This window comes from Arthrobacter sp. W4I7, from assembly GCF_030816215.1.
Classification (GTDB): domain Bacteria; phylum Actinomycetota; class Actinomycetes; order Actinomycetales; family Micrococcaceae; genus Arthrobacter; species Arthrobacter siccitolerans_A.
Window position 1 is genome coordinate 2,851,804 of the sequence record NZ_JAUSXU010000001.1, and the last position, 13,098, is coordinate 2,864,901.

Sequence of the window (13,098 nt, forward strand, 5' to 3'; positions counted from 1 at the left end):
GACCGTCCATTCTACAACCTTTTCCGCTAACGCAGGTGTTGCCTGGCCGGCCTGGGCTTTGCTGCCTTGTACCTGGAAACCGTAGGATCGGCGCTGAGCCAGAACCGCCAGGCGTAATCCTCTGATCCACCGGCGCCGGAGACCCCAACCCGGGGCCCCGAGCTGACCTGCGTGGCCGGGCGGTCCGGAAGCGTGAGCCCGAACGGCGGCACCAGCGCGTCACGTCCGCTGTAGGCGGTGGTGAGGCCCAGGGCTTTGGCGAGGCGGGCCGGGCCGCTGGCCAGGTCGGCAGGAGTTTTCGAGGTGGGACGGCGGTGCCGGGCCAGCTCGGCACCCTCCACGATCTCCCCGGCACGCAGCAGCAGGGCGGAGGCCACCCCCTCCGGACCACACACGATATTCGTGCAGTGATGCATTCCGTAAGTGAAGTAGACATACAAGTGCCCGGCCGGACCAAACATGGGGGCATTGCGCGGAGTGGGACCACGGTAGGTGTGTGAACCCGGATCAGGATGCAGGGAATCCTCCGGACCCAGGTAGGCCTCCACCTCGGTGAGGCGGACGGACACCCGCCCCTCCCGCGAATCGTGGGTCAGGACAGCCCCAAGCAGCAGCGGGGCCAGCTCGCGGGCATCTCCGGACAGGAATTCCCGCAACGGTTCCCGGTCCGGCGAGGGGCTTCTGCTCATGGCCAGACTCTATCCAAAACCAGCAGCAATACCCTGCACAAAGCAGAAAAAACGCCACCACGGCCATGTCCGATTTCCGCTAGCCCCTACCGTGCGCGCCTGGCAGGATGGAGGAATGGATTTCTGGCAGCGCTACCGGGCAATAGACGCCCGGGACACCCGGTTCGACGGGCAGTTCTTCACTGCCGTCCGGACCACGGGCATCTATTGCCGCCCGTCATGCCCGGCCAGGACGCCCAAGGCCGCGAACGTCACCTTTTACGAAACGTCCGCCGCAGCGCACGACGCCGGCTACCGGGCCTGCAAGCGCTGCCTCCCCGAGGCGGTTCCCGGCACCCCGGCCTGGAACGTCCGGCAGGACATTGCCGGGCGGGCCATGCGCCTGATCAACGACGGAGTGGTCAACAAGGACGGCGTGGACGGCCTGGCCGCCCGCCTTGGCTATTCCTCCCGGCAGCTGAACCGCATCCTCAGCCAGGAACTTGGCGCCGGTCCACTGTCGCTGGCCCGGGCCGGACGTGCCCAGACGGCCCGGACCCTGCTGGTGTCCACGTCCATGAAGCTGGCTGACGTCGCCTTCGCGGCCGGCTTCAGCAGTGTCCGGCAGTTCAACGAGACCATGGTGGAGGTCTTCGACATGACGCCCACCGCCCTCCGCGCCGCACGGCACCCAAAAGTTGCCGCGGGATCCACCGCCCTGACCCTCAGCCTCCCCTACCGCGAGCCCTTCGATTCCGGCATCTTCACGTTCCTGGCCGTGCGCGCCATCCCCGGAATCGAAGCAGGATCAGCAACGTCCTACGCGCGTACCCTGCGGCTGCCGCAGGGCGACGCACGTTTTCGGATTGAGTACGACGGCGGCGCCCAAGGACGGCCGCTTACCCTCACCGTCGGCGCAGTGGACCTTCGCGACCTGCCGGCATTGCTCAGCCGCGTCCGCAGGCTGTTCGACCTGGATGCCGATCCGGTGGCCATCGACGGCGCGCTGGCAGCGGACAGTCGACTCTCAGCCTCGGTGGCTGCCGCTCCCGGCGTCAGGATGCCCGGGGCCCTGGACCCCGGCGAGATGCTGGTCCGGGCGATGGTCGGACAGCAGATCACCGTGGCTGCGGCGCGGACGGCACTCACGCAACTGGCCGCCGTCGGGCGTTCCAGCCAAAGCCCCGGCGAAGGCCTGGGGCGGATGTTTCCCACGGCGGCCGACATTGCCGCTGACGGCTACGCCCTCCTTCGCGGACCCAGGAAACGTGCGGAGGCCCTGCGTGCGGCAGCCTCCGCACTCGCTGAGGGCAGGCTGGATTTCGGCTACGGTGATGACCTGGCCAGCCTCGGCGCGAAGCTGCTGCCGCTGGCGGGGGTGGGACCATGGACGGTGGGCTACCTCGCCATGCGGGTCCTCGGCGCCCCGGATGTCTTCCTGGCCAACGACGCGGCGGTGCGGAACGGGATGAGGGCGCTCGACCGGCCAGGGCATGCGGAGCCTGGTGGCGGAATTGGTGCCGGCACCGCCAGCCCGGACTTCCGCGAGGTCAGCCCCTGGCGCTCGTACGCCACCATGCATTTGTGGCGGGCAGCAGCCCAGGCCGCAGCCGCCTCCCGTCCGGGCGGCACAACGAAGCTTGCCGGTGCAGGCACCGGAACAGCAGAGAAAGCGAAACGATGAAGGCCCAGTTGCTTCAGATGTCCACTCCGGACGGCCCGTTCACCATCCTCGCCCGGGACGGGCAGGTCCTTTCGAGCGGGTGGACCGACAAGCCCGGCGACTTGACCGGGCAAATCCATCCGTCGCTGCGGCCGGCCGCCGTTGAGCTGGTCACTGACCTTGGCAGCGTCTCTGCAGCCGTGGAGGCGTTCTATGCGGGGGATCCGGGACCGGCGATGCGTGTGCCCGTGCTCCAGATGTCGGGGCCCTTCCGTACGCACGCCTGGGACGTGCTGCGGCTGGTCCGGCCGGGATCCCCTGTCACGTATAGCGAGTACGCCGGGCTGGCGGGCAATCCCAAAGCTGTGCGGGCCGCCGCCAGCGCCTGCGCCTTCAATGCTGCAGCCCTGTTCGTGCCCTGCCACCGCGTTATCCGGACGGACGGCTCGCTGGGCGGCTTCCGCTGGGGACTGCCCATCAAGGAGAGGCTGCTGGCACGCGAGGCCGCCTGAGCACGCTGCTGCCATCTCTCGCAAGGTGCCGGGGGCGGACCGTTACTTGGGGGCAGGCGTTCCGGCCGGCCAGGGCAGGAGGGCCGGCAGGTCAACACCGTCCGCCGCGGCGGAGGCGCGCAGGCTGCCAAGGGTAGGTTCGCGGCCGGCGAGCCAGGCCGCGATATCCGTGATCATTCCGCTGACCACTGTGGACCGGTTCCCGCCGCCGATGCTCACTGGCGGAAGGCCGAGGGGCTGCAGCACGAGTTTGTCCTCCGCCGGTACGCGGGCTGCGAGGAAATCGAACAGGTGCTCGCAGAACGGCCGGCTCCAGGTTTCCGGTCCCCTGCCCGTCAGCAGGTCCGCGGCATGGATGACGAGTTCCCGCCACAGGGCGAGCCCACCATCCAGGACCACTCCCCCTCGATAACTGATGGGTGCCCACCAGCCGGTGCCGTTGGCCGAAGAATCCTTGACGCCGGGCAGTACATCGAAAGCCCGCAGCACCCGGTCCAGGGCTGCCTTCAGGTCTGTGAGGTGGGTGGCGGCGTCGTGCCCGGCAGTCATGTCGATGGCCCTGTTCCGGCCTTGCATGCCTCCTTCGTACAGCTCAATGGTCTCGCCGCGGGCCGCGTACTCGAGCTGCCTGGCCATGGCGTTGGAGATTCCGGTCAGGTGGGCCAGCACGTGGCCCCGCGTCCAGCCGGGCAGCGCGGAGGGAGCCGTCACGTCCTCATCGCCGAGCTTGGCAACATCGGAGGCAACGTCGCCGGCGGCTTTATGGATTCCGGCAAGCAGGACGTCAGGTGCGGGAGCTGTCATGGCGCTCATACTAGCCGGTAATAACGCCATCGGGGCCGAAGCGGTGGCGGATGTGGGGGCCGTCGTGGCTTGCCTGCCAAAACTCGATTTCGGCGGGTTGGACGGCGTAGAGCTGCCAGTTGGGGTTATCGCTGCCGTCGGAGCGCGGGCGCTCGTCCCAGTCGCGGGCTGAAGCGTCGGCGGAAAGCTCCACCACGGGCCCCGCTACCCTGACCTGCCGCCCCAGCGACGGCCAGTAGAAGTTCAGGGCCGCACGAGGGTTGCCGCCGAGTTCCCTGCCCTTGCGTGAGGTGCGGGACGTGGCGAAGTGCCAGCCGTCGTCGTCGATGTTCTTCAGGATCAGCATCCGCGAGGACGGCTGGCCCTGGCCGTCCACGGTGGCGAGGCTGCAGGCGTGCGGCTGGCGCTCCCCCGCGGCCTGTGCCTCGTCCAGCCATTGCCTGAACAGTTCCGCGGGATCTGCCGGGGCGGTATCCGGGTCAAAGCCTGGCAGGGAGTCCGGGAAGTCGGGAAGGGCCCGGAGTTGCCTGCGGAAGGAGTCGCTCATGGCTCCACCCTAGCGGCGGGTCCGCGCCCCACTAACCCGCAACGCTCTCTCAGATAACGCGCGAATTTCGGAATCGCTCTCTCACTTTCCTAAGGAAAGCGAGAGAGCGTTGGCCAAAAAGGGGCATCAACTGAGAGAGCGTTGGGCTGTTACTTTGCGTACTCCCGCACGCCGGCTAGCTCGGCTTCCAGCGCGACCAGCTGGCGTTCGACGGCGGCCGGTGCCGTTCCGCCCTGGGAGTTGCGGCTGTTGAGCGAGCCCTCCGTGGACAGGACTGTGCGGACCTCCGGCGTGAGGTGCTCCGAGATGGCGGCATACTCCTCATCCGTCAGGTCCCACAGCTCCACGCCGCGGGATTCCGCCTGTTTGACGGCCGCGCCGGACAGTTCATGCGCCTCGCGGAACGGAACCCCCTGGCGGACCAGCCACTCGGCGATGTCCGTAGCCAGCGCAAAGCCCTGGGGTGCCAGCGACTCCATCCGTTCGGTGTTGAACGTCAGGGTGGCGATCATGCCGGAGACGGCCGGAAGCAGGAGCTCGAGGGTGTCGGCAGCATCGAACACCGGCTCCTTGTCCTCCTGCAGGTCGCGGTTGTACGCCAGCGGCAGGCCTTTGAGCGTGGCCAGCAGCCCGGTCAGGTTGCCGATCAGGCGACCGGCCTTGCCGCGCGCCAGCTCCGCCACATCCGGATTCTTCTTCTGCGGCATGATGGACGATCCCGTGGAGTAGGAATCGTGCAGCGTCACGAAGGAGAACTCCTTGGTGGCCCAGAGGATGACTTCCTCGGAGATCCGTGAAAGGTCCACGCCGATCATCGAGCACACCCAGGCAAACTCTGCGAAGACGTCCCGGGAAGCGGTGCCGTCAATCGAGTTGTGGGCCGCGGAGAAGAAACCGAGGTCCGCTGCTACTGCCTCCGGATCCAGGCCCAGGGAGGAGCCTGCCAGGGCACCCGAACCGTAGGGCGAGATGCCGGCGCGCTTGTCCCAGTCCTGAAGGCGCTGCACATCGCGCAGCAACGCCCAGGCATGGGCCAGGAGATGGTGGCTGAGCAATACCGGCTGGGCGTGCTGCAGGTGGGTCCGGCCCGGCATGGCCACGCCGTGGTGCACCTTGGCCTGCTCCACCAGCGCATCCACCGTGGCCAGCACGCCTCGGGCGATGATCCGGGCATGGTCGCGCAGGAACATCCGGCCCAACGTGGCCACCTGGTCGTTGCGCGACCGGCCGGCGCGGAGCTTGCCGCCCAGCTGCGTTCCGGCACGCTCGATCAGGCCGCGCTCCAGCGAACCGTGCACGTCCTCATCGGACTCCGCCGGCACATACGCGCCCGAGGCTACGTCCTCATCCAGCCGGGTGAGGGCCGTAAGCATACCCTCCAGCTCGGCGGCGTCCAGCAGGCCGGCCTTGTGCAGCACACGGGCGTGCGCCTTGGAACCGGCGATGTCGTAGCGCGCCAGCCGCCAGTCGAAGTGTGTGGACTTGCTCAGCGCCGCCAGGGCATCGGCGGGGCCGCCGGCGAACCGGCCGCCCCACAGAGCGCCGGTGTTCGTCCCCGAGCGCACCCCAACCTCGCTGCGCTCGGCCGGGGACCCCTGCGCCCGTGGGCCCATCTCAGCTTTTTGCTCAACCACCGGTTTTTACTTTCCTTCGACGCGGATGTCGCGGCCGGAGGCAACCTTGGCGGACATGCCCCACAGCTCGATGAAGCCGCGGGCCATGGACTGGTCGAAGGTGTCGCCGGTGTCGTAGGTGGCGAGGTCGAAGTCGTAGAGCGAGGTGTCCGAGCGGCGGCCGTTGACGATGGCCTGGCCGCCGTGGAGCACCATGCGGATGTCACCGGAGACGTACTTCTGGGTGTCCTCGATGAAGGCGTCCAGGGAGCGCTTGAGGGGGGAGAACCACTGGCCGTCGTACACCAGCTCGGCCCAGCGCTGGCCAACGGTGGCCTTGAAGCGGGCCTGCTCGCGCTCGATGGTGATGTCCTCGAGGTGCTTGTGGGCAGTGATCAGCGCCATGGCACCGGGTGCTTCGTAGATTTCGCGGGACTTGATGCCCACCAGGCGGTCCTCGACGACGTCGATCCGGCCCACGCCCTGGGCGCCGGCGCGGCGGTTGAGTTCCTTGATGGCCTGCAGCGGGGTGACCTTGACGCCGTCGATCGCTACCGGGATGCCGGCCTGGAAGGAGATCGTGACTTCGTCCGGTGCCGGCGGGAACTCCGGGGTGGCGGTGTAGTCGTAGATGTCCTTCGTGGGGGCGTTCCAGATGTCCTCGAGGTAGCCGGTTTCCACGGCGCGGCCCCAGACGTTCTGGTCGATGGAGTACGGGTTCTTCTTGGTGGTCTCGATAGGCAGGCCCTTTTCCTCGGCGAAGGCGATGGCCTTGTCGCGGGTGAGGGCGAGGTCGCGGACGGGGGCGATGCACTTCAGGTCCGGGCCGAGGGTCTGGATGCCCACTTCGAAGCGGACCTGGTCGTTGCCCTTGCCGGTGCAGCCGTGGGCAACGGTGGTGGCGCCGAACTCGCGGGCGGCCTTGACCAGGTGCTTGACGATGACCGGGCGGGAGATGGCCGACACCAGCGGGTAGTGGCCCTGGTAGAGGGCGTTGGCCTTCAGGGTGGGCATCGCGTATTCGTTGGCGAACTCGTCGGAGGCGTCGGCCACGTAGGCTTCGACGGCGCCGCAGCCCAGGGCGCGCTGGCGGATGGTCTCGAGGGACTCGCCGCCCTGTCCGACGTCGACCGCTACGGCGATGACCTCGGCGCCGGTGGCTTCGCCGATCCAGCCGATGGCTACTGAGGTGTCCAGGCCGCCCGAGTAGGCGAGCACAATGCGTTCAGTCACTTCAAATGCTCCTTGTGATTGGGGTTCGTAGATGTTGTCTTCAAGCTTATTGCCCGGCTTCTTCGGCCAGTTGCAGGAACCTGGCGGCGAGGTCCTGGCCGCCGTTCGGGTCCCGGGACACCAGCAGTACGGTGTCGTCCCCGGCGATGGTGCCCAAGATGGACGGCATCACCGAATGGTCAATGGCCAGGGCCAGGAAATTAGCGGCGCCCGGCGGGGTGCGGAGCACGGCGATGTTGGCCGATGCTTCGGCGGTGACCAGGAGTTCGCTGCACAGCCTGGCCAGCCGGGCATCCAGGATTTCCTGGCTCACGCCGCTTTTCGCCGCCCGCTCGCCGCCCTCGCCTGGGACTGCATAGACCAGCACACCCTCTTTCCCGCGGACGCGGACAGCCCCGAGTTCCACCAGGTCCCGGGACAGGGTGGCCTGGGTGACCTGCACGCCGTCGTCCGCGAGCAGGGCCGCCAACTCCGCCTGGGAACGCACTGATTCACCCGTCAGGATGGCGGTGATGCGGGCCTGGCGGGCGGTTTTGGTGGCCGGGCTGGAGCCCGGCGACGCCGGTTGGGCGGACACTAGAACGTGCTCTCCCCGGTGCCTTCTACGGGCGAAAGTCCGTCAACGAAGGCGAGGCCGGACCGGTGCATGAGCCAGGCCATCAGCGCCTTCTGGGCGTGGAGCCGGTTTTCGGCCTCATCCCAGACGATGGACTGCGGGCCGTCAATGACGCCGGCTGAGATTTCGTAGCCGCGGTAGGCGGGCAGGCAGTGCAGCACGACGGCGTCTTCCGCAGCGTGTGCCATGGCCGCCTCGTCGACGGAGTACTCCCGGAACAGCTGCAGCCGGGCTTCCTTTTCGGCTTCCTGGCCCATGGATACCCACGTATCTGTTGCGACGACGTCGGCACCCTTCAGCGCCTCCACGGCATCACTGGTGATCAGCACAGAACCGCCGGTCTGGGCCGCGCGTTCCTCCGCTGCGGCCACGATATCTGCGGCGGGCAGGTAGCCCTCGGGCCCGGCGATGCGGACGTGCATGCCCGCCGTGACGCCGGCCAGCAGGTAGGAGTTGGCCATGTTGTTGGCCGCGTCCCCCAGGTAGCTCATGGTGAGGCCCTTGAGCTCGCCCTTGTGCTCCTTCACGGCCAGCAGGTCCGCGAGCAGCTGGCAGGGGTGGTAGTCATCGCACAGGGCGTTGATGACCGGCACCTTGGAGTTGTCCGCCATCGCCACCAGGCCGGCGTGCGCGCCGGTCCGCCACACGATGGTGGAGACCATCCGTTCCAGGACTTTCGCTGTGTCCTCCACGGATTCCTTGTGGCCGATCTGCGCCTCGCCCGGGTTGATGATCAGGGCATTGCCGCCCATGTCGGCGATACCCGTGGCGAACGAGACCCGGGTGCGGGTGGAGGTCTTGTCGAAAATCACGGCAACGGTCTTGCGGCCGCTGCCCCCTGCGGCGAAGGGCTGGACGCTGTACGGATCTGCCTTCATGCGGGCGGCGAGTTCCAGGACCTCAGCCTGTTCGGCCGGGCTGAGATCCGTGTCCTTGAGGAAGTGCCGGGTAGTGCCGGTGGCTGTTGTCACTGGGCGTCCTTAGCTGTCTGGAGGATGGCCGGGAAGGCTGCGAGGAATGAGTCTGCCTGTGCTGTGGTGAGGACCAGCGGTGGAGCCAGGCGGATGGTTCGGGGTCCGGGGGCGTTGACGATGAAGCCGGCGTCAAGACCTGCCTGCACTACTGCCGGCGCCACGTCCGCGTCCAGGTCGAAGCCGATCAGCAGGCCCTCGCCGCGGACTTCCGTAACGCCCGGAATGGCTGCGAGCGCGGCGCGCAGGTGTTCCCCCACGGCAGCTACGTTGGCCAGGACATCCTGGCTTTCGATGGCGTGCAGGGTGGCCAGGGCAGCCGCCGTGGCCACGGGGTTTCCGCCGAACGTGGTGCCGTGCTGTCCTGCGCTCAACAACGACGACGTCGCGTCACCAAAGGTGATCAGCCCACCGATCGGGAAGCCGCCGCCTAGGCCCTTTGCCAGGGTGACTGCGTCCGGCACGATGCCCGCATCCTCGCTGGCGAGCCATTTGCCGGTCCGTCCGATGCCGGTCTGCACCTCGTCGAGGATCAGCAGGGCGCCGGCTTTGGTGGTGAGTTCCCGTGCTGTGCGCAGGTAACCGGCAGGGAGCGGACGGACCCCTGCTTCACCCTGGATGGGCTCGAGGAAGACTGCTGCCACGGTTTCGTCCACTGCGGCTTCGAGGGCTTCGATGTCGCCGAACGGGATGTGCACCACGCCGCCGGGCAGGGGCTCGAACGGGGCGCGGTAGGCTTCCTTGGCTGTCAGCGCCAGCGCACCCATGGTCCGGCCGTGGAAGGCACCTTCAAGCGCGATGATTTTGGTCCGTGGCCCTGTGCCGGCAGGATCACCATTGCGCCGGGCGAGCTTGAAGGCAGCCTCATTGGCCTCGGTGCCGGAGTTGGTGAAGAACACCTTGGAACCGGCCGGGGCATGGGTGAGGGCCAGGAGCTTTTCGGCCAGCGCAATCTGGGTGGGGCTGGTGAAGAAGTTGGACACGTGGCCCAGTGTTGCAAGCTGGCTGGAGATGACCGACGTGACGAACGGGTTGGCATGGCCGAGCGCGTTGACGGCGATGCCGCCCAGCAGGTCCAGGTATTCCTTCCCGTCAGCATCCCAGACAAGGCAGCCGGCACCGCGGACCAGGACGCGCTGCGGAGTGCCGAACACGCCCATCAAGGACGTGGAGTAGCGGGCCAGCCATTCGGAGCCGGCGTGGCCCGTGGTCTCCACCAGTTCTGTCACCGGGCTCCGGTGATCGAGCTTGTCGAGATTCTCCGTGCTGTTCATCCGTTGATCTCCTCGTCCGGGACTACCTGGGTGCCGATGCCCGCCGTCGTAAATGTTTCAAGAAGCATGGAGTGGGGCAGGCGCCCGTCCACAATATGAGCGCGTTCCACACCCTCATCAATGGCCTTGAGGCAGGCCGCCATCTTGGGGATCATGCCCGATTCGAGCCTCGGCAGCATGTCCCGAAGCTCCGAGGCGGTCAGCGAGGAGATCAGCGAGGACTTGTCCGGCCAGTTGGCATACAGGCCCTCGACGTCAGTCAGGATGACCAGCTTGGAGGCGCCCAGCGCCGAGGCGACGGCTGCCGCCGCGGTGTCCGCATTGACGTTGAGGACCTGGCCGGTGGGCTGGAAGCGCGCCGTGCCGGGCACGCCGTCTCCGCCGTCCACAATCTCGGGGGCAACCGTCGAGATTACCGGGATCCGGCCGGCCTCGAGGATGTCCACGATGCCGGCGGGGTCGACTCCCACCACCTCGCCGACCAGCCCGAGGTCCACTTCTTCGCCGTCCACCACGGTTCCCGTCCGGACTGCGCGCAGCAGGCCGCCGTCTTCCCCGGACATGCCCACAGCATAGGGGCCGTGGGAGTTGATCAGGCCCACCAGTTCGCGTCCCACCTGGCCGGTGAGGACCATCCGGACCACATCCATGGCTTCAGGGGTGGTGACGCGGAGGCCGCCCTTGAATTCGGACTCGATGCCGAGCCGGCCGAGCATGGAGTTGATCTGCGGGCCGCCGCCGTGGACTACCACCGGATGGATGCCTACGTGATGGAGGAACACGATGTCCTCGGCGAAGGCGCGGCGGAGATCGTCGTTGACCATGGCGTTGCCGCCGTACTTGATCACCATGATGGTGCCGGCGAACCGCTGGATCCAGGGCAGGGCCTCAATCAGGGTTCCGGCCTTGTCCTGGGCATCGGACATGCTGGTGGTTTCACGCGTCTGGGTGTTCATGCTGTCACTTTCCGCAACGGTTCTTGCCGGGTGCGCGGGGGCTCCTAGCTGGAGTAGGCGCTGTTCTCGTGCACGTAGTCGTGGGTGAGGTCGTTTGTCCAGATGGTGGCCTCGGCGTCGCCCGCCTGCAGGTCGATCTCCACCAGCACTTCGCGCGGCTCCAGGTCCACGAGGGCCCGGTCGTCGCCGATGCTGCCGTTGCGGCAGATCTGGATACCGTTCATGGAGACGTTGAGCTGGTCCGGTTCGAAAACGGCGTCCGTGGTGCCGACGGCGGAGAGCACACGTCCCCAATTCGGGTCTTTGCCGAAGATGGCGGCCTTGAAGAGGTTGGAGCGGGCCACGGAGCGGCTGACGGTTACGGCGTCGGCCTCGCTGGCGGCGTTGAAGGTGCGGATGGCGATGTCGTGGCTGGCACCTTCTGCGTCGCCGATCAGCTTCCGTGCGAGCTCGGCGCATACCTGGGTGAGGCCCGAGCCGAAGGCTTCGGCGGACGGCACCGCGCCGGAGGCGCCGGAGGCCAGCAGGACCACAGTGTCGTTGGTGGACATGCAGCCGTCCGAGTCGGCCCGGTCGAAGGTGACGCGCGTGGCGTCGCGGAGGACGACGTCGAGCATCTCCGCCTCCACCAGGGCGTCCGTGGTGAGGACCACCAGCATGGTGGCCAGGCCCGGTGCGAGCATGCCGGCACCCTTGGCGATACCGCCGATGCTGAATTCCTGGCCGTCCGCGTCGGTGCCGATGAACAGCGCGGACTTGGGCACTGAGTCGGTGGTCATGATGGCGGTGGCCGCGTCGGGTCCGCCGTCGGTGCTGAGGGCAGCAGCGGCCGCCTCCACGCCGGGAAGGATCTTGTCCATGGGCAACTGCTCACCGATCAGCCCGGTGGAGCAGACAAAAACATCCGTGGCCGAAATACCCAGCACTTCGGCCACTTTTTCGGCGGTGCTGTGTGTGTTCTGGAAGCCGGTGGGCCCGGTGCAGGCGTTGGCACCGCCGGAGTTGAGGATGACGGCGTCCACGCGGCCGTCCGATACCACCTGTCGGGACCAGTGGACCGGAGCCGCAGCCACGCGGTTGCTGGTGAACACCGCGGCGGCGGCCTTCGCGGGGCCGTCGTTGACCACCAAAGCAAGGTCCGGGTTGCCCGACGCTTTCAATCCGGCGGTGACGCCGGCGGCCCGGAATCCACGGGGTGCGGTTACTGTCACGGGGCTACTCCCTGCAGGTCAAGGCCGGCGGTTTCTGCCAGGCCGAGTGCGATATTCATGGACTGGACGGCGCCGCCGGCGGTCCCTTTGGTGAGGTTGTCGATCACGCAGGTGACAATCACCCGGCCGGTGTGCGCATCGAAGGCAAGCTGCATGGCAGCGTGGTTCGATCCCTGGACGGACTTGGTGGCGGGCCACTGACCTTCGGGCAGGACGTGCACAAAGGGTTCGTCGTCGTACGCGTCAGTCCACGCCTGGCGCAGCTGCTCAGCAGTGGTACCCGGCTTGACCCTGGCGGTGGCGGTGGTGAGGATCCCGCGGCTCATCGGTGCGAGGGTGGGTGTGAAGGAGACCGTCACCTGCTCCCCTGCCGCATTCGACAGGCCCTGTTCGATCTCTGGGGTGTGCCGGTGTCCGCCGCCCACGCCGTAGGGGCTCATGGAACCCATCACCTCGGAGCCGATCAGGTTCACCTTCGCGGCCTTGCCTGCGCCCGAGGTGCCGGACGCGGAAACGATCACGACGTCGTCGGGCTGGAGGAGATGGGCGGCGAATCCGGGCGTCAGGGCCAGCAGGGCCGACGTCGGGTAGCAGCCGGGCACGGCGATGCGGCTGGCGCCCTTGAGGGCTTCGCGCTGGCCGGGCAGTTCCGGCAGGCCGTACGGCCAGGTGCCGGCGTGGGCTGAGCCGTAGAACTTTTCCCAGGCGGCCGGGTCCTCCAGGCGGTGGTCGGCGCCGGCGTCGATCACCACTGTCCCTTCCGGAAGCTGGGCCGCAATTTCAGCGGAGGCACCGTGCGGCAGTGCGAGGAAGACGACGTCGTGGCCGGAGAGGTTCTCCACCGTGGTGTCCTCCAGGATGCGGCTGGACAGTCCGTACAGGTGGGGCTGCAGCTCGCCGAGGCGCGAACCGGCGTTGCTGTGCGCTGTGATTGCCCCGATGGTCACATCCGGGTGGCCCGCCAGGAGGCGGAGCACCTCTCCGCCGGCATAGCCGCTGGCGCCTGAGACTGCAACAGAAATAGTCATGG

At 67.7% G+C, this 13,098-nt stretch carries 13 protein-coding genes; 2 read left to right on the forward strand and 11 right to left on the reverse strand.

Annotated elements, in window-relative coordinates:
• Positions 1-26: 26 nt before the first annotated feature.
• On the reverse strand, positions 27-689 hold the full coding sequence (locus QF047_RS13000) for a DNA-3-methyladenine glycosylase (protein ID WP_307277646.1): 663 nt from the start codon (positions 687-689) through the stop codon (positions 27-29).
• Positions 690-804: 115 nt separating this feature from the next.
• Here QF047_RS13000 and QF047_RS13005 point away from each other — a divergent pair, with 115 nt between their 5' ends.
• Together QF047_RS13005 and QF047_RS13010 are read left to right on the forward strand one after the other, a co-directional pair.
• Positions 805-2,352 carry a DNA-3-methyladenine glycosylase 2 family protein gene (locus QF047_RS13005; protein ID WP_307277649.1) on the forward strand — a complete coding sequence of 516 codons (1,548 nt, stop codon included), beginning with the start codon at positions 805-807 and terminating at the stop codon, positions 2,350-2,352.
• Positions 2,349-2,843, forward strand: a complete 495-nt coding sequence (locus tag QF047_RS13010; protein WP_307277652.1) for a methylated-DNA--[protein]-cysteine S-methyltransferase — start codon at positions 2,349-2,351, stop codon at positions 2,841-2,843. The genes QF047_RS13005 and QF047_RS13010 overlap by 4 nt, the downstream gene beginning before the upstream one ends.
• A 42-nt stretch (positions 2,844-2,885) precedes the next feature.
• Here the strand turns inward: QF047_RS13010 and QF047_RS13015 are convergent, their stop codons facing one another.
• From QF047_RS13015 to argC, 10 genes are all read right to left on the reverse strand, one after another.
• Positions 2,886-3,647 (reverse strand): maleylpyruvate isomerase family mycothiol-dependent enzyme, encoded by a 762-nt coding sequence (locus tag QF047_RS13015; RefSeq protein WP_307277655.1) that lies wholly within the window; start codon positions 3,645-3,647, stop codon positions 2,886-2,888.
• 10 nt (positions 3,648-3,657) lie between these two features.
• Entirely contained in the window at positions 3,658-4,194 is a 537-nt protein-coding gene (locus tag QF047_RS13020) for a pyridoxal 5'-phosphate synthase (RefSeq protein WP_307277657.1), read from the reverse strand.
• 149 nt (positions 4,195-4,343) lie between these two features.
• Positions 4,344-5,807 carry an argininosuccinate lyase gene (gene argH, locus QF047_RS13025; RefSeq protein WP_306639295.1) on the reverse strand — a complete coding sequence of 488 codons (1,464 nt, stop codon included), beginning with the start codon at positions 5,805-5,807 and terminating at the stop codon, positions 4,344-4,346.
• A gap of 27 nt (positions 5,808-5,834) precedes the next feature.
• Positions 5,835-7,040, reverse strand: a complete 1,206-nt coding sequence (locus QF047_RS13030) for an argininosuccinate synthase (RefSeq protein ID WP_306639017.1) — start codon at positions 7,038-7,040, stop codon at positions 5,835-5,837.
• Between the two features lie 46 nt (positions 7,041-7,086).
• On the reverse strand, positions 7,087-7,617 hold the full coding sequence (locus QF047_RS13035) for an arginine repressor (RefSeq protein WP_306639016.1): 531 nt from the start codon (positions 7,615-7,617) through the stop codon (positions 7,087-7,089).
• A complete protein-coding gene (argF, locus tag QF047_RS13040; RefSeq protein ID WP_307277663.1) occupies positions 7,617-8,627 on the reverse strand; it encodes an ornithine carbamoyltransferase in 1,011 nt (336 codons plus the stop codon). The genes QF047_RS13035 and argF overlap by 1 nt, the downstream gene beginning before the upstream one ends.
• The gene (locus QF047_RS13045; RefSeq protein WP_307277666.1) at positions 8,624-9,901 is read right to left on the reverse strand and encodes an acetylornithine transaminase; all 1,278 of its coding nucleotides are present in this window, start codon (positions 9,899-9,901) and stop codon (positions 8,624-8,626) included. Before QF047_RS13045 ends, argF begins: the two co-directional genes overlap by 4 nt.
• Positions 9,898-10,857 carry an acetylglutamate kinase gene (argB, locus tag QF047_RS13050; RefSeq protein ID WP_307277669.1) on the reverse strand — a complete coding sequence of 320 codons (960 nt, stop codon included), beginning with the start codon at positions 10,855-10,857 and terminating at the stop codon, positions 9,898-9,900. Before argB ends, QF047_RS13045 begins: the two co-directional genes overlap by 4 nt.
• Before the next feature lie 44 nt (positions 10,858-10,901).
• Positions 10,902-12,068: a bifunctional glutamate N-acetyltransferase/amino-acid acetyltransferase ArgJ gene (gene argJ, locus QF047_RS13055; protein WP_306639010.1), complete on the reverse strand. Its 1,167-nt coding sequence runs from the start codon at positions 12,066-12,068 to the stop codon at positions 10,902-10,904.
• The gene (gene argC, locus QF047_RS13060) at positions 12,065-13,096 is read right to left on the reverse strand and encodes an N-acetyl-gamma-glutamyl-phosphate reductase (RefSeq protein WP_307277673.1); all 1,032 of its coding nucleotides are present in this window, start codon (positions 13,094-13,096) and stop codon (positions 12,065-12,067) included. The genes argJ and argC overlap by 4 nt, the downstream gene beginning before the upstream one ends.
• Positions 13,097-13,098: the final 2 nt, after the last annotated feature.

What these genes read in the sequence shown, in the direction of transcription:
- QF047_RS13000 (WP_307277646.1), bottom strand. Translation starts at nt 689, where the DNA reads ATGAGCAGAAGCCCCTCGCCGGACCGGGAACCGTTGCGGGAATTCCTG.
- argB (WP_307277669.1), bottom strand. Translation starts at nt 10,857, where the DNA reads ATGAACACCCAGACGCGTGAAACCACCAGCATGTCCGATGCCCAGGAC.
- QF047_RS13045 (WP_307277666.1), bottom strand. Translation starts at nt 9,901, where the DNA reads ATGAACAGCACGGAGAATCTCGACAAGCTCGATCACCGGAGCCCGGTG.
- argH (WP_306639295.1), bottom strand. Translation starts at nt 5,807, where the DNA reads ATGGGCCCACGGGCGCAGGGGTCCCCGGCCGAGCGCAGCGAGGTTGGG.
- QF047_RS13015 (WP_307277655.1), bottom strand. Translation starts at nt 3,647, where the DNA reads ATGACAGCTCCCGCACCTGACGTCCTGCTTGCCGGAATCCATAAAGCC.
- QF047_RS13010 (WP_307277652.1), top strand. Translation starts at nt 2,349, where the DNA reads ATGAAGGCCCAGTTGCTTCAGATGTCCACTCCGGACGGCCCGTTCACC.
- QF047_RS13020 (WP_307277657.1), bottom strand. Translation starts at nt 4,194, where the DNA reads ATGAGCGACTCCTTCCGCAGGCAACTCCGGGCCCTTCCCGACTTCCCG.
- QF047_RS13005 (WP_307277649.1), top strand. Translation starts at nt 805, where the DNA reads ATGGATTTCTGGCAGCGCTACCGGGCAATAGACGCCCGGGACACCCGG.
- argC (WP_307277673.1), bottom strand. Translation starts at nt 13,096, where the DNA reads ATGACTATTTCTGTTGCAGTCTCAGGCGCCAGCGGCTATGCCGGCGGA.